The 25,798-nt window shown below is 36.8% G+C and carries 27 protein-coding genes and 1 pseudogene; 5 read left to right on the top strand and 23 right to left on the bottom strand.

The window, feature by feature from the left end; all coding sequences use genetic code 11:
• Window positions 1-23: 23 nt before the first annotated feature.
• From dnaJ to gpr, 9 genes are all read right to left on the bottom strand, one after another.
• Window positions 24-1,145, bottom strand: a complete 1,122-nt coding sequence (gene dnaJ / locus DBX25_RS04580) for a molecular chaperone DnaJ (RefSeq protein WP_108669596.1) — start codon at window positions 1,143-1,145, stop codon at window positions 24-26.
• A 128-nt stretch (window positions 1,146-1,273) separates the two neighbouring features.
• Window positions 1,274-3,106 (bottom strand): molecular chaperone DnaK, encoded by a 1,833-nt coding sequence (gene dnaK, locus DBX25_RS04575; protein WP_108669595.1) that lies wholly within the window; start codon window positions 3,104-3,106, stop codon window positions 1,274-1,276.
• A gap of 34 nt (window positions 3,107-3,140) precedes the next feature.
• Window positions 3,141-3,707, bottom strand: a complete 567-nt coding sequence (gene grpE / locus DBX25_RS04570) for a nucleotide exchange factor GrpE (protein ID WP_108669594.1) — start codon at window positions 3,705-3,707, stop codon at window positions 3,141-3,143.
• 139 nt (window positions 3,708-3,846) lie between these two features.
• Window positions 3,847-4,875: a heat-inducible transcriptional repressor HrcA gene (hrcA, locus tag DBX25_RS04565; protein WP_108669593.1), complete on the bottom strand. Its 1,029-nt coding sequence runs from the start codon at window positions 4,873-4,875 to the stop codon at window positions 3,847-3,849.
• A 151-nt stretch (window positions 4,876-5,026) separates the two neighbouring features.
• Window positions 5,027-6,169: a radical SAM family heme chaperone HemW gene (gene hemW, locus DBX25_RS04560; RefSeq protein ID WP_108669592.1), complete on the bottom strand. Its 1,143-nt coding sequence runs from the start codon at window positions 6,167-6,169 to the stop codon at window positions 5,027-5,029.
• A 198-nt stretch (window positions 6,170-6,367) separates the two neighbouring features.
• Window positions 6,368-8,203 carry a translation elongation factor 4 gene (gene lepA, locus DBX25_RS04555; RefSeq protein WP_108669591.1) on the bottom strand — a complete coding sequence of 612 codons (1,836 nt, stop codon included), beginning with the start codon at window positions 8,201-8,203 and terminating at the stop codon, window positions 6,368-6,370.
• A 203-nt stretch (window positions 8,204-8,406) separates the two neighbouring features.
• Window positions 8,407-8,736: a YqxA family protein gene (locus DBX25_RS04550; RefSeq protein WP_108669590.1), complete on the bottom strand. Its 330-nt coding sequence runs from the start codon at window positions 8,734-8,736 to the stop codon at window positions 8,407-8,409.
• Window positions 8,737-8,759: 23 nt separating this feature from the next.
• Window positions 8,760-9,965 (bottom strand): stage II sporulation protein P, encoded by a 1,206-nt coding sequence (gene spoIIP, locus DBX25_RS04545; RefSeq protein ID WP_108669589.1) that lies wholly within the window; start codon window positions 9,963-9,965, stop codon window positions 8,760-8,762.
• A 257-nt stretch (window positions 9,966-10,222) separates the two neighbouring features.
• Complete coding sequence (gpr, locus tag DBX25_RS04540) at window positions 10,223-11,341, bottom strand: GPR endopeptidase (RefSeq protein WP_108669588.1); 1,119 nt, start codon at window positions 11,339-11,341, stop codon at window positions 10,223-10,225.
• A 246-nt stretch (window positions 11,342-11,587) separates the two neighbouring features.
• Between gpr and rpsT the strand changes: the two genes are divergently transcribed.
• Window positions 11,588-11,854 (top strand): 30S ribosomal protein S20, encoded by a 267-nt coding sequence (rpsT, locus tag DBX25_RS04535; RefSeq protein ID WP_108669587.1) that lies wholly within the window; start codon window positions 11,588-11,590, stop codon window positions 11,852-11,854.
• Between the two features lie 224 nt (window positions 11,855-12,078).
• On the opposite strand, the gene holA is transcribed toward rpsT, so the two are convergent.
• Window positions 12,079-13,104: a DNA polymerase III subunit delta gene (gene holA, locus DBX25_RS04530; RefSeq protein ID WP_108669586.1), complete on the bottom strand. Its 1,026-nt coding sequence runs from the start codon at window positions 13,102-13,104 to the stop codon at window positions 12,079-12,081.
• A gap of 319 nt (window positions 13,105-13,423) precedes the next feature.
• Between holA and DBX25_RS04525 the strand changes: the two genes are divergently transcribed.
• On the top strand, window positions 13,424-13,558 hold the full coding sequence (locus tag DBX25_RS04525; RefSeq protein WP_108669585.1) for a YqzM family protein: 135 nt from the start codon (window positions 13,424-13,426) through the stop codon (window positions 13,556-13,558).
• A 109-nt stretch (window positions 13,559-13,667) separates the two neighbouring features.
• Here DBX25_RS04525 and DBX25_RS04520 read toward each other — a convergent pair whose 3' ends face one another.
• From DBX25_RS04520 to DBX25_RS04510, 3 genes are all read right to left on the bottom strand, one after another.
• A complete protein-coding gene (locus tag DBX25_RS04520) occupies window positions 13,668-16,007 on the bottom strand; it encodes a DNA internalization-related competence protein ComEC/Rec2 (RefSeq protein ID WP_108669584.1) in 2,340 nt (779 codons plus the stop codon).
• Between the two features lies 1 nt (window position 16,008).
• Window positions 16,009-16,566 carry a ComE operon protein 2 gene (locus DBX25_RS04515; protein ID WP_108669583.1) on the bottom strand — a complete coding sequence of 186 codons (558 nt, stop codon included), beginning with the start codon at window positions 16,564-16,566 and terminating at the stop codon, window positions 16,009-16,011.
• Window positions 16,567-16,647: 81 nt separating this feature from the next.
• The gene (locus DBX25_RS04510; RefSeq protein ID WP_108669582.1) at window positions 16,648-17,283 is read right to left on the bottom strand and encodes a helix-hairpin-helix domain-containing protein; all 636 of its coding nucleotides are present in this window, start codon (window positions 17,281-17,283) and stop codon (window positions 16,648-16,650) included.
• 88 nt (window positions 17,284-17,371) lie between these two features.
• Here DBX25_RS04510 and comER point away from each other — a divergent pair, with 88 nt between their 5' ends.
• On the top strand, window positions 17,372-18,199 hold the full coding sequence (gene comER / locus DBX25_RS04505) for a late competence protein ComER (protein ID WP_108669581.1): 828 nt from the start codon (window positions 17,372-17,374) through the stop codon (window positions 18,197-18,199).
• Window positions 18,200-18,273: 74 nt separating this feature from the next.
• Here comER and DBX25_RS04500 read toward each other — a convergent pair whose 3' ends face one another.
• The 8 genes from DBX25_RS04500 to DBX25_RS04465 all read right to left on the bottom strand — a co-directional run bounded on the left by DBX25_RS04500 (window position 18,274) and on the right by DBX25_RS04465 (window position 23,400).
• Window positions 18,274-19,020 (bottom strand): class I SAM-dependent DNA methyltransferase, encoded by a 747-nt coding sequence (locus DBX25_RS04500; RefSeq protein ID WP_108669580.1) that lies wholly within the window; start codon window positions 19,018-19,020, stop codon window positions 18,274-18,276.
• Window positions 19,017-19,373, bottom strand: coding sequence for a ribosome silencing factor (gene rsfS / locus DBX25_RS04495; protein ID WP_108669579.1), 357 nt, complete (start codon window positions 19,371-19,373; stop codon window positions 19,017-19,019). Before rsfS ends, DBX25_RS04500 begins: the two co-directional genes overlap by 4 nt.
• Window positions 19,374-19,446: 73 nt before the next feature.
• A complete protein-coding gene (gene yqeK / locus DBX25_RS04490) occupies window positions 19,447-20,016 on the bottom strand; it encodes a bis(5'-nucleosyl)-tetraphosphatase (symmetrical) YqeK (protein ID WP_108669578.1) in 570 nt (189 codons plus the stop codon).
• Window positions 20,006-20,578 (bottom strand): nicotinate-nucleotide adenylyltransferase, encoded by a 573-nt coding sequence (locus tag DBX25_RS04485; protein ID WP_240620149.1) that lies wholly within the window; start codon window positions 20,576-20,578, stop codon window positions 20,006-20,008. Before DBX25_RS04485 ends, yqeK begins: the two co-directional genes overlap by 11 nt.
• 12 nt (window positions 20,579-20,590) lie before the next feature.
• Window positions 20,591-20,881: a ribosome assembly RNA-binding protein YhbY gene (gene yhbY, locus DBX25_RS04480; RefSeq protein WP_108669576.1), complete on the bottom strand. Its 291-nt coding sequence runs from the start codon at window positions 20,879-20,881 to the stop codon at window positions 20,591-20,593.
• A complete protein-coding gene (gene aroE, locus DBX25_RS04475) occupies window positions 20,875-21,720 on the bottom strand; it encodes a shikimate dehydrogenase (protein ID WP_108669575.1) in 846 nt (281 codons plus the stop codon). Before aroE ends, yhbY begins: the two co-directional genes overlap by 7 nt.
• 52 nt (window positions 21,721-21,772) lie before the next feature.
• Window positions 21,773-22,897 carry a ribosome biogenesis GTPase YqeH gene (gene yqeH / locus DBX25_RS04470; RefSeq protein ID WP_108669574.1) on the bottom strand — a complete coding sequence of 375 codons (1,125 nt, stop codon included), beginning with the start codon at window positions 22,895-22,897 and terminating at the stop codon, window positions 21,773-21,775.
• On the bottom strand, window positions 22,879-23,400 hold the full coding sequence (locus DBX25_RS04465; RefSeq protein ID WP_108669573.1) for a YqeG family HAD IIIA-type phosphatase: 522 nt from the start codon (window positions 23,398-23,400) through the stop codon (window positions 22,879-22,881). The genes yqeH and DBX25_RS04465 overlap by 19 nt, the downstream gene beginning before the upstream one ends.
• 445 nt (window positions 23,401-23,845) lie before the next feature.
• Between DBX25_RS04465 and sda the strand changes: the two genes are divergently transcribed.
• Window positions 23,846-23,986 carry a sporulation histidine kinase inhibitor Sda gene (gene sda / locus DBX25_RS04460; RefSeq protein WP_108669572.1) on the top strand — a complete coding sequence of 47 codons (141 nt, stop codon included), beginning with the start codon at window positions 23,846-23,848 and terminating at the stop codon, window positions 23,984-23,986.
• Window positions 23,987-24,081: 95 nt separating this feature from the next.
• On the opposite strand, the gene DBX25_RS04455 is transcribed toward sda, so the two are convergent.
• Window positions 24,082-24,864, bottom strand: a complete 783-nt coding sequence (locus tag DBX25_RS04455; RefSeq protein ID WP_108669571.1) for a phosphatidylserine decarboxylase — start codon at window positions 24,862-24,864, stop codon at window positions 24,082-24,084.
• A 125-nt stretch (window positions 24,865-24,989) separates the two neighbouring features.
• On the opposite strand from DBX25_RS04455, the gene pssA reads away from it, so the two are divergent.
• Entirely contained in the window at window positions 24,990-25,529 is a 540-nt protein-coding gene (gene pssA, locus DBX25_RS04450) for a CDP-diacylglycerol--serine O-phosphatidyltransferase (RefSeq protein ID WP_108669570.1), read from the top strand.
• A 53-nt stretch (window positions 25,530-25,582) separates the two neighbouring features.
• Here the strand turns inward: pssA and DBX25_RS21150 are convergent.
• Window positions 25,583-25,798 (bottom strand): annotated as a pseudogene (locus DBX25_RS21150) (M3 family oligoendopeptidase); the annotation flags it as partial.

The following is a 25,798-nucleotide window of genomic DNA, read 5'->3' as shown; positions in this document are numbered from 1 at the left end:
AACCGCTCCTATCTGTTCTTCACCTATTCGCCTTTAAATGCCCGTTTCATTTTTGCAAAAAAACTGTCTGCTTGTTCATCATGATGTTGACCACTGATTTCAGCAAATTCACGCAATAATTGCTTTTGTTTTTCTGTCAATTTGGTTGGAGTAACAACTTTCGTTACAATATGCTGGTCACCTTGACCGTACCCACGGACGTTTTGAATCCCTTTTCCTTTTAAACGGAATCTAGTCCCTGTTTGTGTTCCTGCAGGTATTTTTAATTTGACTTTGCCATGCAGGGTAGGAACTTCAATCTCATCCCCTAAAGTTGCTTGTGCAAATGTCAGAGGGATTTCGCAGTATACATCGTCACCATCGCGTTCAAAAAATTCATGTGGCCTTACGTGGAACACTACATATAAGTCACCTGGAGGTCCACCATTTACACCTGGTTCACCTTGACCAGATACACGTAATTGCTGTCCATCATCGATACCTGCAGGAATTTTGACATTAATTTTTTTACGAGTCTTAACTTTTCCAGCTCCACCACATGTCGTACATTTATCCGGGATCGTTTTACCTTTACCTTGACATACATGACATGCTCTTCTGTTTACGATGCGTCCGAATGGAGTGTTTTGTTCTACACTTACTTGCCCACTACCACCACAATGTTTACAGGTTTCTGGATGTGTGCCAGGTTTTGCACCAGATCCTTTACACGTATCACAATTTTCTTCCTTAGGGATTTCGATATCTGTTTCTTTTCCAAAAGCAGCATCCTCAAAGGAAAGTGTCATCGTATATTGTAAATCTGCTCCTTGACGTGGAGCATTTGGGTCACGTCGACGGCCACCGCCGCCACCAAAGAACGTACTGAAAATATCTTCGAAACCACCAAATCCACCAAAGTCAGCTCCTCCACCGAATCCTTGATTTGGATCAGTGTGACCGAATTGGTCATAATGTGCACGCTTTTGATCATCACTTAATGATTCATAAGCTTCTGTAAGTTCTTTAAATTTATCCGCAGCATCAGCTTCTTTATTGATGTCTGGGTGATATTTTTTTGAAAGCTTTCGATAAGCCTTTTTAATTTCGTCTTTTGATGCGCTCTTTGAAACTCCAAGAACGTCATAAAAGTCACGTTTACTCATAAGTTATCCATCTCCCGAATTCTTTCACATAAAGATTATTCTACCACTCTAATATCGCATGTCGCAACATGGAAAAAGCCAAAGCCTAATGGTATGACTTTGACTTTTTCAGCATTGGAATTAGGTTCTTACTTGTCTTTATCGTTTACTTCGGTGAATTCCGCATCCACTACGTTGTCGTCTTTTGCACCTGCAGGTTGACCTTCAGCCCCAGCTTGTTGCTGAGCTTTAGCTGCTTCTTCGTAAAGCTTCACTGTCAAGTTTTGTACGATTTCTGAAAGTGCATCTTTCTTTTCGCGAATTTCATTTAAATCATTTTTTTCAATAGCCGCTTTCAAAGCATCCTTAGCTTCTGTAGCTTTTGCCACTTCTGCTTCGTCAACTTTTCCTTCAAGATCTTTAAGAGTTTTTTCAGATGCAAACACTAATTGATCTGCTTCGTTGCGAAGTTCAACTTCTTCTTTACGTTGTTTGTCAGCTTCAGCATTTTCTTCTGCTTCACGAACCATGCGTTGGATTTCTTCATCAGAAAGACCAGAAGAAGACTTGATAGTAATGGTTTGCTCTTTGTTAGTGCCTAAATCTTTTGCACGTACATTAACGATACCATTTTTATCGATATCAAATGTCACTTCGATTTGAGGGATTCCTCTTGGAGCTGGAGGAATATCAGATAGTTGGAAACGACCAAGCGTCTTGTTATCTGCAGCCATTGGACGCTCACCTTGAAGGACATGGATATCTACCGCAGTTTGGTTGTCAGCAGCCGTTGAGAACACTTGGGACTTGCTTGTTGGGATCGTTGTATTGCGGTCGATTAATTTTGTGAATACAGCTCCCATTGTTTCAATACCAAGTGATAATGGTGTTACGTCTAGTAATACAACATCTTTAACGTCTCCTGTTAATACTCCACCTTGAATCGCAGCACCCATTGCAACTACTTCATCAGGATTTACACCTTTATGAGGTTCTTGACCGATTTCTTTTTTAATAGCTTCTTGTACAGCAGGAATACGAGTTGATCCACCTACAAGAATAACTTTATCAATTTCAGAAGGACTTAATCCAGCATCTTTAAGAGCTTGACGAGTAGGGCCCATTGTACGCTCAACAAGTCCTGCTGAAATCTCTTCGAATTTTGCACGTGATAGAGAAAGGTCTAAGTGCAATGGTCCAGCTTCACCAGCTGTGATAAACGGTAAAGAAATTTGAGTTGTAGTTACGCCTGAAAGGTCTTTCTTCGCTTTTTCAGCAGCATCCTTTAAGCGTTGAAGAGCCATTTTATCTTTAGATAGATCAATGCCGTTCTCTTTTTTGAACTGTTCTACTAAATAGTCAATAATGACTTGGTCAAAGTCGTCTCCACCTAGACGGTTGTCCCCTGAAGTCGATTTAACTTCAAATACTCCATCACCAAGCTCAAGGATGGAAACGTCAAACGTTCCGCCACCAAGGTCAAATACTAAAATTGTTTGGTCTTCATCCGTTTTATCTAGACCATATGCCAATGCTGCTGCAGTTGGTTCGTTGATGATACGTTCAACTTCTAAACCTGCAATTTGACCTGCATCTTTAGTTGCTTGACGTTCAGCATCATTGAAGTAGGCAGGAACTGTGATAACAGCCTTAGTAACTTTTTCACCTAAGTATTCTTCAGCATAAGCTTTTAAGTGTTGAAGGATAATAGCAGAAACCTCTTGAGGAGAATATTCTTTACCTTCTGCTTCTACTTTATAGTTTGTACCCATATGGCGCTTGATTGACATAATTGTGTTCGGGTTTGTGATTGATTGACGTTTTGCCACTTCCCCAACTTGTCTTTCACCATTTTTAAACGCTACTACAGAAGGAGTAGTACGATTGCCTTCTGGATTTGGAATAACCTTTGGCTCTCCGCCTTCTAATACGGATACGCAAGAGTTAGTAGTACCTAAGTCAATACCAATAATTTTACTCATGTTATAGTAACCTCCTAAATTGTATTTATGTAGTCTATTCGTTCACTTTAACCATTGCAGGTCGTAACACACGATCCTTGAGCATATAGCCTTTTTGGAACTCTTCAACGACTACATTGGACTCAAAATTTTCATCTTGGACTTGCATAACAGCTTGATGCATATGTGGATCAAAAGGTTGCCCAACCGTATCCATTGCTTCTACACCTTCACGTTTCAAAGCTTCCATGATTCCTTTATACACCATCTCCATACCTTGCATTAAAGATTTAGTTTCTTCATGCTCAGCTGGAATTTTCAATGCACGCTCAAAATTATCTAGAGATTGCAATAGGTCTGATGCTAAATTCTGGACTCTATATTTTTGTGCCGCTTCAAGATCTAACTTAGTACGGCGTCTTGAATTTTCAAAATCGGCTTGTAAACGAAGATATCTATTTTCCCATTCATTTGCCTTCGCTTCTAATTCAGCAAGTATACTTTGTTCACTAGTATCTTCTTCATTAACCGCTTGGTTTTCTTCAGCGAATATTGGTTCAATAGTATCGTTTTCTTGAACTAATTCTTCGTTTAACGTTTCATTCTTTTTCTCTTCTGACATCAATCTCACCTCCCTAAAAATAACTGCACTTTTGTTCAGTACATCGTAAAACTCTATTAACAAATGCAAGCTATCCATTTACTGGGTAAGCTTGCATTGCATTCACATAAGCAGTCCATACTCAATATTTCCATGGAATTTATTTTTGATACAGGTTTGTTACTAGCTTGGAAATATCGTCTGAGAATAATTTCAATAAACTAATAACCCTGGAATAATCCATACGAGTAGGTCCAAGGATGGCAATGGTTCCGACCTGTTCATTGCCCATAGAATAAGATGCCGTAATTAAACTACAATTTTCCATGGCAGGGTCATTGATTTCTTTGCCAATTTTGACATGTATACCAATTGGATTTTCCTTAATTAAGTGATACATTTCTTTTTCATGTTCAATAAGAGACAGCAGGGTGCGTACCTTTTCAATATCATGAAATTCTGGTTGGCTGAGCATATTGGTTTTTCCACCAAAGAATAGCTTTTCACCTGTTGGAATTACAATCGAGTCTGCGATCGTATTTATGATGGAATCATAATTGCTAATATGTTGTCGTAACAAGATCGCTACTTCTTTATAAATCTTGTCACGCAATTCAATTAAAGGAACTCCAGCAAGTCTTTCATTTAAAATATTGACCATTTTTTCTATCTCCAGCATATTGAATCCTGAAGGTAAATTAATCATTTTATTCTCTACGTGGCCAGTATCAGTAACAATAATGGCAACTGCAGTTTCATGATTAATAGGGATGATTTGAATGCGTTTTAGCTTATGGTCCATCATCTTTGGCCCAAGTGCAATCGCTGTATAATTCGTCATCTCTGACAATATTTTGGCAGAACGCTGAATTACTTTTTCTAATTCATAAATTCGTTCTTCAAAAATGGACTTAAGCATTAATACTTCATCATTTTTAAGCTTTTCTGGGGCAAGCAAGTGATCTACATAATAACGGTAACCCTTTTCAGATGGAACACGTCCCGAAGAGGTATGGGTTTTTTCAATAAACCCTAAATCTTCTAAGTCGGACATATCATTCCGAATCGTTGCAGAGCTAAAGGTAATTTCTTCTTTTTTCGACAAACTACGAGATCCAACCGGTTGAGCTGATCGAATAAAATCATCGATGATAACTTGTAAAATTAATAACTGACGATCAGTTAACATAAATGATCACCCCTGTTAGCACTCTTGTGTACTGAGTGCTAAATCTATTAATAAATTATCAGATGGCACATATGCTGTCAACGGTTTAGCATAGTAAAAATTCATTTTTCACCATCAATTTTCAAAAGAAAACTTTTCTGCACTTTATGAATCACAATACCCCTATAAACGCTTGGAACACTTCATTTCCTAGCAGTTTGCCTTTATGTGTAAGCGAAATAAAATATTTGTCCACTTTAATTAACTCTTTTGCTTTCAATTCATAAATCGGCTTTTCGAATATTTCAATTGGAGATTTGTCGAATTTTTGACAAAATCCTTCAATCGAAACACCATCGATTTTTCGCAAGCCTAAAAACATCTCTTCTTCCATCTTTTCTACCAATGTGACTTCATGAACATCAATAAATGGAAGCTCATTTTGATTAATGGGTTCCATGTATTTTTTTAAAGGTCCGAAATTCGCAACCCTTGTATTACCAATATAACCATGGGCACCAGCTCCAAAACCAAAGTATTGGTCATTGTTCCAATACGTCAGATTATGTTTGCTTTCAAACCCCGGTTTTGCAAAGTTGCTGATTTCGTATTGTATTAATCCCTTTTTGTCCATCTGCTCCATTAGCAGTTCATACATTGCCGCCTCTGTTTCTTGTGGAGGTAACGATAGTTTACCCTTTTGTTGAAGGTTGTAAAAAACGGTTTTCGGTTCTACGATTAAGGAATAACCAGAATAATGAGGGAGTTCTAATGCCAATGCATCAAGTAGCGTTTCCTTAAAATCATTCAATGTCTGCCCAGGCAGTCCATATATTAGATCAATCGATATATTTGTAAATCCAGCCTTCTGGGCTTTTTCTATAGATTCGTAAACATCTTTAGGCTTATGTGTTCTTCCAATTTTGTGTAGCAGCTCTTCATTGAAGCTTTGTACTCCGAAACTAAGTCGATTAACACCATGATTGTATAATATCTGTAGTTTTTCGTCTGAAAGATCTCCTGGGTTTGCCTCAAAAGTATATTCAACGTCCATTTCATCAAAAGGAAGAATTTCCTCTATGGATAGACAAAGCTTTTCAAGCTGTGTTTCATCAAGTGCCGTTGGGGTTCCTCCTCCAACAAAAATTGTTGAAAGCTTCTTTGTAGGATATTTTTCTAATGCCAGTTTCATTTCCATTTTTAGTGCATCTAAATATTCCTCGACTGGCTGACCTTTAACAAACATTTTATTGAAATCACAATAGTGGCATATATGCTGACAGAAAGGAATATGAATATAGGCACTTTTTGTCATAGGGCATTCCTTCTTTCCATTTAAAATTAGAAAGCTTGGCTAGCGCCAAACCTAAGTGCTGGCGATTGCCTAGTTGAACTTATACTTTAATCCTAAAATTGGCCACTATGTCGCCTTACTTCTTCGCTGCCAATTTATACTATCTTAAAGTACAAAAGAGGCTAGCGGATATTATGTCCTCTCTAGCCTCCTGTATCGTTACTTTTTCGGTGTTGTGTCGTCCATTTTTAATACTGCCATGAAGGCTTCTTGAGGAACTTCGACAGATCCTACTTGCTTCATGCGCTTCTTACCTTCTTTTTGTTTTTCTAGTAACTTACGCTTACGTGAAATATCTCCACCGTAACATTTTGCCAAAACGTTTTTACGCATAGCCTTAATGGTTGAACGAGCAACGATTTTTTGGCCAATTGCTGCTTGAATTGGTACCTCGAATTGTTGTCGAGGGATTAGCTCTTTCAATTTTTCTACAATGACCTTTCCTCTTTCATAAGCAAAGTCTTTGTGAACGATAAAGCTTAACGCATCGACCTTTTCAGCATTCAATAGGATATCCATTTTCACAAGCTTAGAAGCTTTGTAACCAATTAACTCATAATCAAAAGAAGCATATCCTTTTGTGCTTGATTTTAATTGGTCAAAGAAATCATATACAATCTCTGACAATGGAATTTCATAAACAATATTTACACGTGTCTCATCCATATATTGCATGTCGATGAATATACCGCGCTTTTCTTGGCACAGTTCCATAATAGCACCTACATAATCATTTGGAGCCATCATCGTTGCTTTTACGTATGGTTCTTCTACCGAATCAATTTTCTGAGCATCCGGCATATCAGAAGGGTTATCTACACGTATCTCTGTTCCATCTGTTTGTTTAACGTGATAGATAACGCTTGGTGCGGTAGTGATTAAATCAATCTTGAATTCACGTTCAATACGTTCTTGGATGATTTCCATATGAAGTAATCCTAAGAAACCACAACGGAAACCAAACCCAAGTGCTTGGGAAGTTTCTGGCTCAAATTGTAGCGCAGAGTCATTTAACTGTAACTTTTCAAGAGCCTCACGTAGGTCTACGAAACGAGCAGAATCGATTGGGTAAAGACCACAATATACCATAGGGTTTAACTTACGGTATCCTGGAAGTGCTTCAGTTGCACCGTTCTTCGCGTTAGTAATCGTATCACCAACTTGTGTATCGCCAACGTTTCTGATCGATGCAGCTAAATAACCTACATCACCAACTGTAAGTTCATCTTGAAGAGTCGCTTTTGGTGTGAACACACCAACTTCGGTTACTTCAAATTCCTTACCCGTCGCCATCATTTTAACTTTGTCTCCAACCTTTACTGATCCTTCAACAACACGGATGAATGAGATAACACCTCTGTATGCATCATAGAGGGAGTCAAAGATCAAAGCCTTTAATGGAGCTTCAGGATTTCCTTGTGGTGGCGGCACTTGCTTCACCACTTGCTCAAGTATTTCCTCTATTCCGATACCAGCTTTTGCAGAAGCTAAAACTGCTTCAGAAGCATCTAATCCGATTACTTCTTCAATTTCATTACGCACTCTTTCAGGGTCCGCACTTGGAAGATCGATTTTGTTAATGACAGGAAGAATTTCCAAATCATTATCTAAGGCCAGATACACATTTGCTAACGTCTGTGCCTCAATTCCTTGTGCAGCATCTACAACCAAGACAGCTCCTTCACAAGCAGCTAAACTTCTAGAGACTTCATATGTAAAGTCTACATGGCCTGGAGTATCAATTAGATGGAAAGTATACTCCTCACCATCTTTTGCTTTATATTTCAATTGGACAGCATTAAGTTTAATGGTAATACCACGTTCTCTCTCAAGATCCATTGAATCTAGTAACTGATTCTTCATCTCACGTTGAGCTAAGGCATTAGTTTTCTCCAGGATTCGATCGGCCAATGTTGATTTACCATGGTCGATATGGGCAATGATGGAGAAATTGCGGATATTCTTCTGTCTTTTTAATTTATCTTCTAAGTTCATCTATTTCACTCCTGTAATTCGACACAAATACACTAGCATTGATTATATCAATACAAGATACAACATTCAATCTATGATTAAAAGAAAAGCGAAAGGCGCTTGTTTTGCGAAGTAAGAGTTAAAGGAGGTTTTAAATCCGCCCAAATAAACGGTGTACATCCAGAGAATAACAAAAAAAACAGCCAGTGGCTGCTTAGTATTAATCATGAACCTGATAATAAATTAATTAGAGATTGAAAAACACCACTAATACCATCAGACATCTTCTTTCCAATGGAAGAAAACAAATTGAAAGCTTCCATGTCTTCCAACTGTTTTTTCTTTTTTTCCAGGTCATGGCTTGTGACTTTTTGTCCTAAAACCGAAGCTTCTACGCCAGATTTCCCTTCATCGACTGTGAAAGCACTATAGAGGGAGGGATCATCGTACCCCTTCATTTTCTTCATGCCTTCATTTGCTTTTTGCATACCAAACAAAACTCCAAAAAACAAAATCAACACAATGAGCATGCATTTCATCATAAATTTAATCAAGGTAACACCTCTTTTAAATGCTTTTATTTTTTATCCGATTGAGTGGAAGCATTGACAGGCTCTGCACTATTTTCAGCCCAATAATATTCACTAAAAATCGTAGTGAACGCTTCGACGGATGCATAAAGCTCTTCAAAAGTATTGTCAACTCCACCGAATTCTATAAGCATGGCGTTACCAGAAAGATCCTGATTGTACTTTCCGTTTACTCTCGCACCTTGTTGTTTAATAACCCCTCTTGAAAGTCCTGGATATTTCTTTTCCATTAGATGGTGTATTTTTTCAACTACAGCGTAATTTTTTTTGTACTGGGCATTATCCCCACCTATCACAAAGGCAAGCTTAGCATAACTCTTCCCCTTTATAGTTATGGTAGTATCCTTTTTACGCTTTGCATCACGATGAATATCGATCAAATAAGTAATATCTTTATTAGTTGCCATTGCTTGTTGAACAACCCCTCTAGATTCTTGATAGGCTTTTGGAAAAAATAGACCCTTCTTATTAAGACTTCCCATCACATCAGTGGTATCAACAATCGTCCCGATTCCTTTCTCTTGTAGCTCTTTCATCATTTTCTCCCCTAGCTTTGTAACATTAATTTGGGAGTGATAAGCCTTATCGGGATTTGTTACACCCTTTAAGTAAGGAAGATAGGACTCTCGATTGTGAGTATGGTAAACGTAAACTACTTTTTTCCCGTTAGTTGTTGCAGGTGGTATATTTGTCGGATTGTCTTTAATCGTTTCAGCAAGTTCTTCAAGATTTTGTAGAGCAGCATCTCTTTCTGCAGTTAACACTTCAAGTGGTGGTGCAGATTCAAATGGCATGTTTGTATAATTAGTCCCAGTACCTGCAAGTAGAATATCACTATCAAAAATGGAGAACCCCGGAAGCTCTCGACCTAGCAAGCTCCTTGGATCATCCAAAGAAATGTTGGCACTATACTTGAGCATCTCTTTTTGAATCGAAACTTTTTTCTTTTCTGGAATGGCTTGTTTAAAATATTGGTTCTCTTGTGCAAGAAGAGAATAAAGCATTTCCCCAGAGAAAATACTGGTCGCTTCATTCACTGATTGAGAAGAGAATCTAAATTCAGGTTTCATTGATGTTAATATTCCACTGACAGAAAAGATAAACAGCATCAAAATGACAACGGAAAAGAAGCCTTTAACAATGGTATTTCCTTGGATAATCGTAAATCGTTCTACATGTAAATTACGTCTCATACTACCACCCTTTCCAAGCTTGTCTATTAAATGGTTATGTATTTAGTAGAGAAGATAGAACGAAAAGTTTTTCTTTTGAAAAAAAGATAGAGATTTAATTTATGCAGACTAAACTAGCAATACCATTTACTAGAAGGATTCTGTCTAATTAAAATGAAAGGAATATCATTGTGTGTGGACTATGTTAATGACTTGTGAAATGGAACAAAAAACAAAAGAAGGCGGTTATCCGCCCCCTTACATGTACGATTTTTTGATTATCTTGTATAGAAGCCTGTATTATCTTGATTCACTGCTTCATGCAGAGCTGCGTTTAATCCATTGGCAATAAGATTTGCAGTATCCTCAATAAACACATCCACTTCTTTTGGGGTAACCATTAGGTTATGACCGATTGGGGATAAAACTTCGTAAATTAATTTTCTCTTTTCCTCATCAGGCAATGTCCCAATCATTCCTAGAAAAGTCTTACGATGTTCTTCTTCTGGTAGGTCTTCGTCTGTAAGCTGTTTTCTTTTCCCAAAATTGAAGCCTGCAGGGGCAAGTGATCTCGATGGACGATTACCTTCTTTCATTTCTTTACCAAAATGCTTTAAGATAAAGTCTATCGTATCGCTCGTAATGGAGACAGCATCAACAACGGTAGGAACACCAATAGCAATGACAGGAATACCTAGCGTTTCCTTACTTAACTCTTTTCTTTTATTACCCACTCCCGACCCAGGATGAATACCGGTATCAGATATTTGAATCGTCGAATTAACTCGCTGTAGGGATCTTGCAGCTAATGCATCAATGGCAATGACAAAGTCAGGCTTTGTTTTTTCGATAACGCCATGTATGATATCGCTTGTTTCAATACCAGTAAGCCCCATAACACCAGGAGAAATCCCACTAACAGGTCGAAACCCCTCTTCCACTTGTGTAGGCTCTAATTCAAACATATGCCTCGTAATCAACAAATTTTCAATGACAGAAGGACCCAATGCATCCGGAGTGACATTCCAATTCCCTAAACCTACTACTAAGCAGCTACTATCCTTAGTTAAATTAAGCTTTTTCAAAAAATAGGCGAATTCCTCCGCAAAAACCTTTTCAACCCTTTGTTGGATATCGGTATTTTGATTACGGATTCCTTGTACCTCTATCGTTATGTAGCTTCCCCTTTTTTTACCAATCGCCTTTTCACCTTCTTCTGTGATTTCAACCAAAGAAACCTTTATATCATCCACTTCTTTTTCTTTAATAATGACCCCTTCTATTTTGGAAAGATTTTCTGTACTAGTGACTCCTCTTTCGGCAATAGCCATTTCATTAGCTTCCAAAGCTAAGTCAGTTCGGATTGAGTATTTAGATAAATCCAGGTTATTATTCAATTTGATAGCCTCCCAACATATATAGAACTATTTTTTCCAACCCTAGATTTCTCATTCTGCATTTTTTTATAGATTATTTTTTAAATTAGATATATAATAAAAGCTATCGTTCCTTTATCCCTCAAAGATACTTGAACGATTGGTATTGCAATATAAAAGACAGTCTGTTAGAATATCTTTTGTTGCGAATTGTTTATGATTAGTCGAGTTGATATAATCTCGATGTCTTTGTAGGAGGTGAACGGAATGCCAAATATTAAATCTGCCATCAAACGCGTAAAAACTACAGAAAAAAATAGAGTACAAAACGCTACTGCTAAATCTGCAATGCGTACTGCTGTTAAAAACGCAGAAGCTACTATTGCTATCAATGATGAAAACGCAAAAGACGCTCTTTTATTGGCTGTTAAGAAATTAGACAAAGCTGCATCTAAAGGATTAATCCATAAAAATGCGGCAGCCCGTAAGAAATCTCGTCTTACTAAAAAGCTTAATGCAGTAACAAACGCTTAATGAGAACGATCCTCTTTGGATCGTTTTTTCTTTTGTCTAAAAATTCATTGGAGCAACTTCGTTCCTTTTCCATAGAAAATTTGACTAGCGCCAAGCCTAAGCTGGCCTGGTTGCACTTTATTCCTAAAATTGACCACTACGACATATCTCTTTGTGTCAAAATATACATTCTTTAAAGGTACTAAAAAAAGACCCTCTAATTATGAAGGTCTTTTTTAGTACCACTAAGAATGAACTTTATTCAATTTCAATATAATCAATTCCATCAATAACGCTTTATCCATTTGCCCGGTTTTCATTTTATAATCGGCATCAGCAAGCTCATTGATTAGGTACAGCAATTCTTTCGTCTGAAACATTCTAGTTTTCTCCATCGCAAGCTTCACTCGATATGGATGCACCTTAAGTAATCCTGCAATTCTTTGTTGTTGATAGCCTTGATTTGCTAATTCTTTTACTTGGTACAAAAGACGAATTTGACCAGCCATTATACTAACAATTTTTATCGGTTCTTCATTTTGTCGCATTAATTCTTGTAAAATTTCAATTGAATCTGCCACATTTCGATTCAGAATTTTTTCCACAAGTGTAAAGACATTTTGTTCAAATGACTTTGAAACGAGTTTTTCAACGATTGGTAGAGTAATTCTCCCGTGATCACCGACAAATAACCCCATTTTATCTATCTCACTCGATAACATCATTAAATTCGTACCATTTAAATTCACAAGTGCTTGTGCTGCATCTTGATCTATAGCGTTACCTTGGGCTATTACCCTTTCTTCAATCCAATTCACCAGTTCATTCTCAGAAAGTTTCTTCGCTTCCACAACAGCCGCTTTCCGCTTCAGTTCTTTCGTTATTTTTTTCCGCTCATCAAGCTTTTCATAAGGGGCCACAATAACTACAATTGAAAAGGGAGCTGGATTGTCTATGTATTGCTCTAATCGTTTTACATCATGCTCCACTTTTTCTTTTGTTTTTTCAGCTGTTAAAAAGACTGGATTATGTAAAAATACTATACGTCTTTCTCCCATGAATGGTAGGGTTTCAGCTTCTTCTAACGCTACTTCGACTGGGGTTTCCTCCAAGTCGAATGAGGAGAAATTAAAATCTAATTCTTCCGGTTGGAGAACATGGTCCACCAAAATCCTCTTTGTTTCATTTATTAAAAAAGGCTCATTGCCAAATAGTAAATAAATGGGCTGAAAATGTTGTTTTTTTATGCTTTTCCAAACGTCTATAACCAAAATGCATCGCCTCTTTTGTTTTCATATTACAATGGTAGCCATGCTCGTACATTTTGGCAAGTATAAGAGGGAATTGATACGAGTAATCAATTCCCTCAATCTATATAAACGTCTCAGAAAGTAAGCCCCGGGTCCCTTACTTCAAAGACGGGAATAGCGGCTGGTGATTTGAACTGGTGAACCGCTTTGTGGTATTATTTTTACCCCGCAATTGTAAACTATTTGTGACAACTCTTGTCAGTATAGGAAAACAAATCGTGAGTTGTAGATTTTTTTTGGGGAATCGCTTATACTAAAATAGAAATAGGAGGGTTTAGACATGAATCAATTTGAAAAAGATGTACAATCAAAGCGTAATGATGCAATTGATTCCGGTGTAGGATTCATCGTTTCTTTTGGATTCTTCGCTACTATGTTCGTTATCGCTACAGTTATCCATTTCTTTGGGTCATAATTTATTCTTTACATAGGCCTTCTACTTAGGAGGCCTCCCTTATGCCCCAGGGCACTTCACTAAACTGCGATATAGCAGTTTTTTTCTTTTTGAACCAATTTCTCAAGGTTCACTTTATAGTATGAAGTTGTGTGGAAAATGTTCCTTCCTTGCCCCCTACTCGGAAGGAATAAGTGATGGCTCCGCTAATATCTGTACGATAAAGGGTGATGCCTTCACTAACAATATGGTTAATTACCTCCTTGTGAGGATGACCATATCTATTTTTCTTCCCAGCAGAGATTATTGCGAATCTTGGATTTAATCGCTTTAGGAAATTTTCTGATGTAGAATTTTTACTGCCATGGTGTCCGACTTTTAATACATCCACTTTTATTTTTGGATAAGAAAAAAGTATCTCTTCCTCTCCCGATTTTCCAAGATCTCCTGTGAACATCCACTCCAATCCCCCTATCCTTCCTGCTAAGACAATGGATTCTTCATTTTTATCTTCATGGTCTTCATTCGGGCCTAATACATGCAAGATATCATTATTTCCTATAGAAATCTGGTCCCCTCTTTTGACAAAAGAAATTCGCCTACCGTTCTCCACCTCATCTACAATGAATGGAATTTGTTTAAACTCATCTATTGAATGTTCAGCAATAATGATTTCCTTAACACGGATGCTCTCTAGAATACCTTTCGCTCCACCAATATGGTCTTGATCAGGATGGGTCAAGATTAAGCGATCAATTTCTCGTATCCCCTTACTCTTCAGTAACGGAATAACTATGTCCTTTCCTGGATCAAACGACTTTTTTCTTTTCTCCCATTTGTCTCTCTCATATCTTAAGATTCCGCCCGTATCAATTAATGTTGTCCCTCTACCTAATGGTTGCTGAATTAGAATAGAATCTCCTTGTCCAATATCAATAAAAACAATTTCTCCATTTAGTGAACGTTCATTGATAAAAAACTGTCCCATTGCTAATAAAAAAACTAGGCTAGATGATAATATAATTTGTTGTAATTGAATCTTTTCCCAACTAATAAATAAACATAATACAGCCATCATAAATAGGATAATAAATGGAAATCCTACTTTCCCTAGTACAAAAGATGATAAAGGAAATAAGCTCACCCAATGACCAAAATTATTACAAATTCCAAGTACCATTTCCAAAAGCCATTGTATAGCTGGCATGATAAATGGAATTAGAATTATTGAAAGAAATAAAAGGATTGAGCCTGGGAGAATAACGAATGAAAAAACGGGTACATACACAATATTGAGAAAGATTCCAATCAAGGTGATTTCTGAAAAATGGAAGAGGATAATGGGTGTGGAAATTAGTTGAGAGATAATACTGATATTGAAACTTTGTTTGATAAACGTATACTTCCCATAATTTCTTGATAGGATTTTTTTGGAGAATAATAACGCAAACGTAATCCCAAATGATAATTGAAAGCCGATATCAAATAACATTGTTGGTGTATGCGCTAACACCGCTATGGATACTATAGATAAAATTGTGGTCGGTGAAATTTTAAAACGAAAAAACGTCAAAAGCATGAACAAACCTACCATTATACAAGCTCTTATTACAGATGGACTTGCTCCAGCTAATATGCAATAGACAGGTAGTAAGATTAGGATGAGCCCTCTCATGGATTGTCTTGTGATACCCGCACGAATACCCAATAAATATATAGCCGACACTAGTAACACAATATTTAAACCAGAAATCGCAATTAAATGAACTAATCCTAACTTTTGGTATTCGCTATATGTTTGAATATCCAAATAATCTGTATCTCCAAACAGCATGGCTATCGCAAAACCTCTTACTTCTCCAGCAGTCTTTTCCTTAATTTTATCAATAAAGGATTTCCTCATCATTTTAACGATTTCAAGAGGAGTTTTCTTGTCTCCCTGACACGATTCGATTAGTTTATTGTTAGGCTTTATAATCCAATGAATGTTTTGCCTTTTTAAATACTGTCGGTAATTAAAGGAATTAGGATTACGCGCTTCATTTGGAAGAATAAAAGAAACTTCCATTTTACAGGTACTAGCAAGGGAAAATTTCTGTTCAAAGTCGCGGAGCTCTTTTTTTGATTTAAATGTGTGTAAGAGCAAAAGTCTTTCTTCTTTACTACTCACTACCATATTTAAGGCATTTCCGTCCAAACGGTATAAATCAATGAATCTTACTGTGATCGTGAAATTACCCTCCTTGAAGTTAGTTTGATTTCCTGTTTCATGAAGATAGGAGAGTAAGATAAACAAAGGCACAATACAAATTGCAATCACACTTTTTCTTTGTGGAAGGATTTTAAAGGTAAGGAACAACAAAACTAGAAAGGATACAACCGTGTAAATATTGGGGAAAGTATAGACCGCAATGCCTACAATAGCAGATACGGTCCATAATACAGGTTCAAGAGGATTCCATTGATTCATATTAAAATAACTCTTTTACTTTTTCTTTAAAAATTTGAAGCTTCTCTTTTTCTATACCATTACATTCTAGTTCATTCAACATTTCATTCATCAAATCCCTTTTTCCAGGTGATGTAGGGTCTAAAGCATTACCCACTAGAGGAACTTGTTCAACCAAAATTCCAGCCCGTTCGAACAATTCGATCGCATATGGATGATTTTTATAGTCCATTGCGTAATAGACTGCTTTAACACCTGCTTGAATGATAGATTTACAGCATTGGAGGCAAGGAAAATGGGTTACGTATATCTCTGATCCTGCAGTAGGCACTCCAAATTTTGCACATTGAAGGATTGCATTCATTTCAGCATGAATGGTACGCACACAATGATTATCAATTACATAGCATCCATCATCTATACAATGTTCCCCGCCAGCTATGGAGCCATTATAACCTCCTGCAATGATACGTTTATCCCTTACTATTGTTGCTCCAACCGCAAGTCTTGTACATGTGCTTCTCATTGCGAGCAAGTGACTTTGGGCCATGAAGTATTGATGCCAACTAATTCTTTCCAAATGTAATCACCCCTGGTACATCATTCGTCAAAATCTACTTTCATTCTACACAACCCATTTCAAATTGAATAGAGATAAAATTTACTCAACAGATATAAGATCTTTTAATTTTTCAAATGTTTTTTCCCCGATTCCTGATATATTTTTAAGTTCTTCCACTGCCTTAAATCCTCCATTCTGATTTCTATACTCTACAATAGCAGCCGCTTTTGATGGACCAATTCCAGGTAAAGTTTGCAAATTCATTTCGTCTGCCATATTTAAATTCACTTTTTCAGAAGACTTTTCTTCAACGTTTGAAGTCGCTTGTTCTGTTCCCACAAAAGATTGGATTGTTTCTTCACCTATTAATGGTACATAAATAACCATTTGGTCCTCTACCTTTTGGGCAAGATTTATGGCATTAATATTTGCATTATCCACTGTACCTCCAGCTTTTTGAATTATATCATGAACTCGTTCACCATCTTTTGAAGGATATATTCCTGGATTAACCACCGCACCTTTTACATCCACTATGATAATTTCAGGGGTTTCTTGATCTGTATTACCACCCTTATCTGTTTTAATGACCACCTCTTCTTCATTTTGACTTTCAATAATAAATTCCTCATTCGGTGGTTCTGCTTTTGTTTTTTCATGAAGAAAAAACATGGTGCCACCAATCGCAAAAGATACTATGATCCCTAAAAATATTTTGTTCTTATTTCTAAGCATTGGAGCCGCTCCTTTTTCGTCCAAGGTATAAAATAATTTTTCCATTCATATCGTTATAGGAGAAGTGTGTTCTCAGGGGGTGAAACTGATGAAGATAGGAGTAATTGGGACTGGTAACATGGGGACCATACTTGTGGAAGCACTAATTGAGTCAAAGGCAGTGGAACAGTCTAAATTAATTGTAACCAATCGAAGTTTAGGAAAGCTTGAAGTACTGAAAGAACGGTTCAATGGAATCCGAATCGTTAATTCTAGTAGCGAAATCGCCCAATTGGCCGATCTTATTTTTATCTGTGTTAAACCAAAGGATATCCATGGTATTCTTTTGAATATAAAACCACACTTAAATCAGGAACAATGTATCGTTTCCATCACTAGTCCTATTTCCGTCTCCCAATTGGAGCAATATATAGATTGTTCATGCGCACGATTTATTCCAAGTATTACGAATAGAGCACTTTCAGGGGTTTCATTAATAAGTTTTGGGCAATCGTGCAAAGATTATTGGAAAGATTTCATTCACGACCTTTCCATTAAAATTTCAGTTCCAATTCAAATTGAAAATGAGATCACAAGAATTTCCTCTGATATAGTTAGTTGTGGACCAGCCTTTTTTAGTTATTTAGCCCAAGAATTCATTAACGCTGCTTGTAGACAAACATCCATAGACAAAAAAACCGCTACTATACTGACTGAAAAAATGTTCATTGGCTTTGGGGAATTACTAAAACAAGGACACTATTCGTTACCTACATTACAGGAAAAAGTTTGTGTAAAGGGTGGAATTACAGGAGAAGGCATCAAAGTTTTGGAGGCAGAACTGGGCGATGTTTTTGATCATTTGATTCAAGCTACTCATAGAAAATTCGATGAAGATGTAGAAGAGATTGAAGAACAATTTGGGGCTAAATATTGATTCGACATGAAGCTCTAAAATCCTTTTTATTAAATATAAAAATGGGGAAGCAAATTTGCTGTCCCCATTTTTTTTTAACGTTTTTTTGCAATGAATAGTACACGTTCTGTGGATTCGTTTAATGGTAGATTCTCTAAGTCAGAGAGAACATCTACCAAGTCAAATCCCGCTTCATTGAGCCACTCTTTATAAGATTCCACCTCAAAGGTTCTTTGAGTATGGAGTTCGTCAAATCGTTGGTAAAGGTCATGATCTTCATGACGGATGAAAAAAGTTAATTCATGCTCTACACTATATGGATGCTCACCTTCAAAGCAATTCCAAATATAAGATACATCATCATCTACAATCGCATACGTTTGATTGTGAAATAAATGTTCCATTTTGTAGATACTATGAACGTCAAACATGAAAAGTCCATCTGATTTAAGATGCTCACAGACTCTACTGAAAGTCGACTTTACATCAGCCTCATTGCGTAGGTAGTTTAAGGAATCGCAGAAAATGACTGCTGCGTCAAATTCTCCTAATCCTTCAAGTTCCTTCATGTCTTGCTGATAAAAAGGGATACTAACCCCATTGTGAGTAGCTTTTTCAGAAGCTACCATTAACATTTCTTCCGAAAGGTCCACACCAGTCACATTGAACCCATTTTGTGCAAAACGAATCGCAAGCTCACCTGTACCACAGCCAATATCCAAGACGTTTTCACATACATTTTGTAGCTTTTGTGTTTGTTCCATGAACCGTTCTACCCAAAGGTCATATGGAACGTCTTTCATTAGCTCGTCATAGATGTTTGCAAAGCGGTGGTAACTCATTGGTTAAGCTCATTAAGGATGTGCTCTGTTGGCGCGTCTCCCCATAGACGTTCAAGATTATAGTAACTTCTTTCTTCACGATGGAAGACATGTGCCACTACATCTCCTAAATCAACAAGCACCCAGCGTGCCTCATCAAAACCTTCCATTCTTTTAACTGTAAACCCTTTTTCCTCTGCTGTTTGCTTCATTTCCCTTGCAATGGCTTGCACTTGTTTATCTGAATTCCCATGGCAGATTAAAAAATAATCTGCTACAAGCGAGATTCCTTTCATATTCAAGACAATGATATCTTCAGCTTTCTTATCATCTGCAGCTTTGGCCGCTGTCAATAGCAGGTCACGTTCATTCATGTATGTTTTTCCTCCAATGTATGTTTCACTCTTTAAATTTATTTTACCCTAAAAAGACATACCCATAAATCTTTCATTTTTGCTTAATCGACCCTAAAAGGTCATTATACATATAAAAAGTATCTGGATAAATGCGTTGATTTTTTTTCATTAAAAATTGTATCGTATTCCTTACAGAAAGGAACAAAGCGTATTCCAAATCTTCTTTGGCCGCTTCTCTTACCTCTTCAACTCCGGGAAAATGTCTACCTGGCTCAATATAATCTGCCAAGAATACGATTTTCTCAAGCAAAGCCATCCCAATTCTGCCTGAAGTATGATACCTAATAGCATCAAGGACTTCCCCGTCTTTGATTCCAGCCTCTTTTTCCACTAAATATGCTCCAACAGGTGCGTGCCAAAGCTCTTCATTGTACTCTAGAAGGTTTTTAGACATACCTTGCGAAATGATGATTTCTTTCATTTCTTCTTTTGAACGAAACTTTGCATAATCATGAAAGATTGCTGCAAGCTCGGCCTTTACAGGATTAGCACCATATAGAGTAGCAAGCCATATACTTGTTTCAACTACGCCTAATGTATGGTGGTAGCGATGTTCCGTCATCTGACTCTTAACGAGAGAGAGAGCAGCTTCACGATTCATATAAACCATTCTCCTTGATATATGTTTCCACTTGTTCAGGAACTAAATATCGAATACTCTTCCCCAAATTTAACCGACTTCTAATCATCGATGAAGAAATAACTAATTCAGGGGTTTGAACTAGTTGGATAGGATAAGGAGAGACTTCATTATAACTAGGTCGTTTCACTCCAACAAATTGAACCATTGTAACTAACTCATCAATTTTAAACCATTTCGGCAAATATTCAATCATATCCGCACCAATAATAAAATGGATATTTAAATCTGGTTCTTGCTGTAGAAGCAATCGAATCGTATCATACGTGTAGGATGGCCCTTCTCGATCAAGTTCTATCGCTTCTACGCGGAATTGCCCATTACTTTTTATTGCAAGTTCCAGCATATCTAATCGTGCCTGATTTGATATTTTTTGAGTCTTTTCCTTATGCGGAGGTACAGAATTCGGCATAAATCGAATCTCGTCTAATCCAAGAGTATGCATGACCTCATTTGCAATAATTAAATGTCCAATATGGGGTGGATCAAAGGTTCCACCGAGTATCCCAATATTCTTTTTCATAAGACACATTCCTTATGGTAGCTGCAATTGTTTATTTTCTCTCGATTCTTTATATAAAACGATTGTGTTTCCTATAATTTGTACAAGATCTGCACGAGCTCCTTTTGAAAGTTCTTCAGCTACAGTATCGCGATCATCTTCACAATTCTGAAGAACACTAATTTTTAGTAGCTCTCTAGCTTCTAATGCATCAGCTATTTGTTTAATCATGTTTTCATTAACCCCGCCTTTACCTACTTGGAAAATTGGGTTTAAATGATGTGCTTTAGAACGTAAAAATCTTTTTTGCTTTCCAGTTAACATGTTGTTCCTCCTAATTGTTGCAATACAACTTTCTTCATTTTTTCCGTATCCGGTTTTATTCCTGTCCATAATTCAAAAGCCAGCGCCCCTTGATAAATGAACATTCCAATTCCGTTCTGAGTTTTAGCTCCTTTAATGGATGCATTTTTTAGCAACTCTGTTTTTAATGGATTGTAAATAATATCACATACTACACTATTTGGCTTTAAATTTTCTAAATCAATTGGAATCTCACTCGTTCGCGGACTCATCCCAATTGATGTCGTTTGAATAATTAAATCATAATCATTCAGGGTTGATTGTGCTTCCTGTAAAGTTAACGGTTTTGATTTTCCGACAATAGGACATTCACCAATTAAAACCTCAGCCCGTTGAACCGTACGATTACAAATGTCGACCCTAGTCCAACCTTTACTTAATAATGTATAAAAAATCGCTCTTGCCGCTCCTCCTGCCCCAACAATTAAGATATTGCATTCTGGATGAATGAGATTACCCATTTCATGTAAGAGTGCTGATACGAACCCTAAACCGTCTGTATTATACCCAATGAGTTTTCCATCCTTTTTTACCACAGTATTGACTGCACCAATCGCAGAAGCTAAAGGGTCAATTTCATCAAGTAACGGGATGATGGATGTTTTATGAGGGACTGTTACATTGAATCCTTGAATATTTAAAGCTTTCAATCCCTTGACTGCATCCTTTAAATGTTCTGGGCTTACATGAAAAGGGTGATAATAGGCATCAATTCCCAGATCCGAAAAAGCACTATTATGCATTGCAGGGGACATTGAATGGCTAATCGGGTCGCCTATTACACCATATAGCTGCTTCACAATTTCTATCCCCTTCCTTTATTTAATGGATCTTTTTGCTAAAACAACCTACTTATATTAAAGATTTCCTAATCATAACAGACACACCTTTTGGGACATGGGCAACAATTCTTACACCAGGTTCATTGATGGTAACCCAGCCTAAACCGGAGAACACAACATCCGTTTTTGCTTCTTTAATCGAAAATTCATGTGCGACCATTTCTGGGAAGGTATCTAATTGTTCAGGTCTTGGAGGTGTTAAGAGCTCTCCAACATGATTCTTATAAAGTTCATTTGCTTTTTCAAGTTTCGTACGATGAATCATCAGTTCATTTGACAAGTAACAAGTGAATGACTTTCGTCCTCCTGCAACGTAATCAAAGCGTGCTAGGCCACCAAAAAACAAGGTTTGTTCCTCGTTCAATTGATAAATTTTCGGTTTGATTTCTTTTTTTGGCGTAATGAACTTCAAATCTCTTTTATCGACGAAGTGAGCCATTTGATGGTGGTTGATAATCCCAGGAGTGTCAATTAACGCTTTATCATCATCAAGTGGAATTTCAATAGTATCAAGTGTTGTACCTGGGAAGTGTGAAGTTGTAATGATATCTCCTTCGCCTGTTACTTCCTTGATAATCCGATTAATAAATGTTGATTTACCTACATTCGTACAACCTACCACATAAACATCTTTACCTTTTCGAATACGGTCAATCGCCTCAGCAGCTTCCTTAATAAAGCTTCCTTTATGCGAGCTTACCAACATGATATCGATCGGCTTTAATCCTAATTCTTTCGCAGCTTGTTTCATCCAATTGATCACTTTATTGTGCTTGACCGACTTCGGTAACAAGTCAACTTTATTCCCAATCAAGAGGACATCATTGTTTCCGACAAAACGATGTAGCCCTGGTAGCCAGCTACCGTTAAAATCAAAGATGTCTACAATCTTTACGATTAGGGCATCTCTTCTTCCAACTTCATTCAAGATTTTCAGAAAATCATCATCTGTCAATGATACATCTTGGACTTCATTATAGTTTTTCAGGCGGAAACATCGTTGACATATGATTGTTTCTTTTTCCAATGAAGATTTTGGTGCGTAGCCTAATTTCGTAGGCTCCTCTGTTTGGATTTCTACTCCACAACCAATACAACTAATTAATTCTGTATTATTCAATTTTGGTCCTCCCATTGCAGCATTCCTTTTTTCTTAAAAAATGTAAGAATTCTTCTTTCGACTTTTCTATTAAATCTAGTAACTAACCCGTCTGTCGATGCAACTGGCACAACAAGAATGGTATGAAAACCATTACGGTTTCCACCAAGAACATCTGTTAAGAGCTGATCACCAATTACAACTGCTTCTTCTCTCTTTATTCCCATTTGTTTAATAGCTTTACGGAACGCACGCCCCATAGGTTTTCGTGCTTGAAAAATAAAAGGAATTTTGAGGGGATCAGAGAATGTACGAACTCGTCTCTCATTATTATTTGAGACAATCGTAACTAGAATTCCATGTGAACGCATGTTTTCAAACCATTCAATAAGCTTTGGAGTGGCGGTTGGACGATCCCACTCCACCAATGTATTGTCTAAATCCGTTATGATTCCTTTTATGCCTTTCTCTAACAGAATTTCAGGACTAATATCGAATATGCTCTTCACATGCTCGCTTGGCAGAAAATTTTTTATCATTCGGTAAACACCTCATTACACAACAAATTTTATATTTAAATTAGGCTCTTTTTGTACATATATATAATAACGAATTTCGATGGAGCTTTCAAAATTCTCCATTTTTCTACAGCCACTGTTATCGTTCAAATGTAGATTTTTTTCACTGTATATACCGATAATTAAATTATTCCAAAAAAAATCAGAATATTTTTCGACAAAAATCAACCTTCTATTTTTTGTGGATAACCTTATTCACATTATTCCCTTTGATACATCCATAAGCCATGTAGTTATAAACAACTTATTAACAACTTATCCACCTTTAGCTGTGGATAAGGGAACGGTTGTTCTATACGTTTATTTTTGATAGAGTAAGGGTACAACAAAGAACCTACCATTTTATGTATTTTCTTGTTGTAAGTTTCTATTAAAATATGGAGGTGAATAGCCGTTAGGCTTCTCTATGAATAAACTATCAGATGATCTATTAATCGAATCCTACTACAAAGCAACTGAATTAAAACTTAGCAAAGAGTTTATTCGATTAATTGAAAAAGAAATTCACCGTCGCTCTTTATCTAACAGAATTAAAGTTTCTTCATAAATATAAAATACGCAATATTATAACAAACTTGGACGCCACTCAAGGCGCCCAGGTTTTTTTGTGCTTTGAAATAGATATTTAAATCTGACTCAAATTTATTGTCCTACTTTTCCTAATACTTGACCTAGCTTGATCTCTGCGGGAAGATTCAGGCTATCCTCTAAAGTAAAGGTCGCTTTTTCAAATAGTAAGACAATTGTAGAACCAAAGCTGAAGTAAGCCATTTCTTCCCCTTTTTTTACTTGTTCGTTTAGATTGGTTACCTCAATAGAGTTTACAAACATCGCTCCAACTTTTACTAGTGCAACATGACCATCAGAGTGTTTGATTTCCGTGATGACTCGGTAGTTTTTAGATAAAGGAGCTTTTCCATATTTCAAACCTGCTTTATTAACAGGGTACGATTTCCCTCCAAGTGTCCAGCGAGCGATTACTTGACCCTCAATTGGAGAATGAATTCTATGATAGTGGCTTGGACTCAAATATAGGACCGCATAATTCCCACCAATATATTTTTTTAGGACCTCTTCATCACCTAACATTTCGTGAATAGAATAGATTTTCCCTTTTACTGTGATGTTACTCGTATCTTCGATTATTCCAAAATCCTCAAAAACCGCGTCAACCGGGCTGATTAAGCTTTTTGGTTGTAAATCGATGACTCTAGCCTCATCTTTTAAGGTTCTTGTGAAAAAGTCATGTAAAGTCTCGAATTCATGCAAGCCCCTCTTCATTTCTTGAGTATTTATGCCATACAACTTTGAAAAAGAAGGAATCACTTTTTTACTTAGTTTAGATTGGGAAAAATTCTTCATAAACTGAGATGTTATTCTTCCATTCGTCAACTCAATCATCGCTTTATATAATGGTTCAATCACTGTAGAACCTCCATTAATGTAAAATAATTCATATTCTATTGCATATCCTGTACAGAATAAAATATTATTATATAATAAACAACCTGTATATGTCCCTTTTGTTTTTGAATAAGGAGTGAAAAATTATGTTTTTATCCGAAGTTTTCGATCATACAATAAAAAAATTAAAAGCTCAAACAGCTAATGTCATGACTTTAGCCAATTTATCTCTAGGTGGATTTGCAATTCTTGCTGTAGTCCGAGGGCAGTTACATTTAGGACTATTGTTAATATTTGTAGCTGCATTAGCGGATCGTTTTGATGGAATGATTGCACGCAAATTAAACATTGAATCCGATCTTGGGAAACAATTGGATTCCATGAGTGACATCATTTCTTTTGGTGTAGCCCCAGCTCTACTATTATATCAAGGAATTCTATTTGATTTTGGTGCGCCAGGTATGTTTTTTACAGTTTTATATATTGGCTGTGGAGCTTTCCGTTTAGCTAGATTCAATATTACAGAGAACAATGGCTATTTTGTGGGATTACCAATTACAGCAGCAGGTTGCCTTGCTACGTTAAGCTTTTTAGGTCAAGCTATATTGCCGCCTGCTTTCTATTTGTTTTTAGTTCTAATATTAGCTTTATTAATGGTTAGTCCATTCAAACTTAAAAAAGTATAGTGTTACCTCCAAAAAAAAATGCTCCCATACTCGGGAGCATTTTTACTAATCTGTTAGTTTGTCTGCTTTACAAGATCATCTGTTAGTGTTAAGAATTCTTCTATATCCGCTATGCAAACATCCACTGCTTTTTTCCAGAAATCCTTTTGTGTCAAATCAACATTAAGATGCTTTTGAGCCAAGTCTTCTATTCTCATTGAACCAGTATCCTTCAATAAGTTCATATAAGCTTCCTCAAAATCTCCACCTTTTTCTATCGCCATGGCATA

Source organism: Peribacillus acanthi, from assembly GCF_003073175.1.
Lineage (GTDB): Bacteria > Bacillota > Bacilli > Bacillales > DSM-1321 > Bacillus_BN > Bacillus_BN acanthi.
The sequence above is the reverse complement of the archived record's forward strand: the minus strand, read 5'-3'. Positions and strand labels throughout refer to the sequence as shown.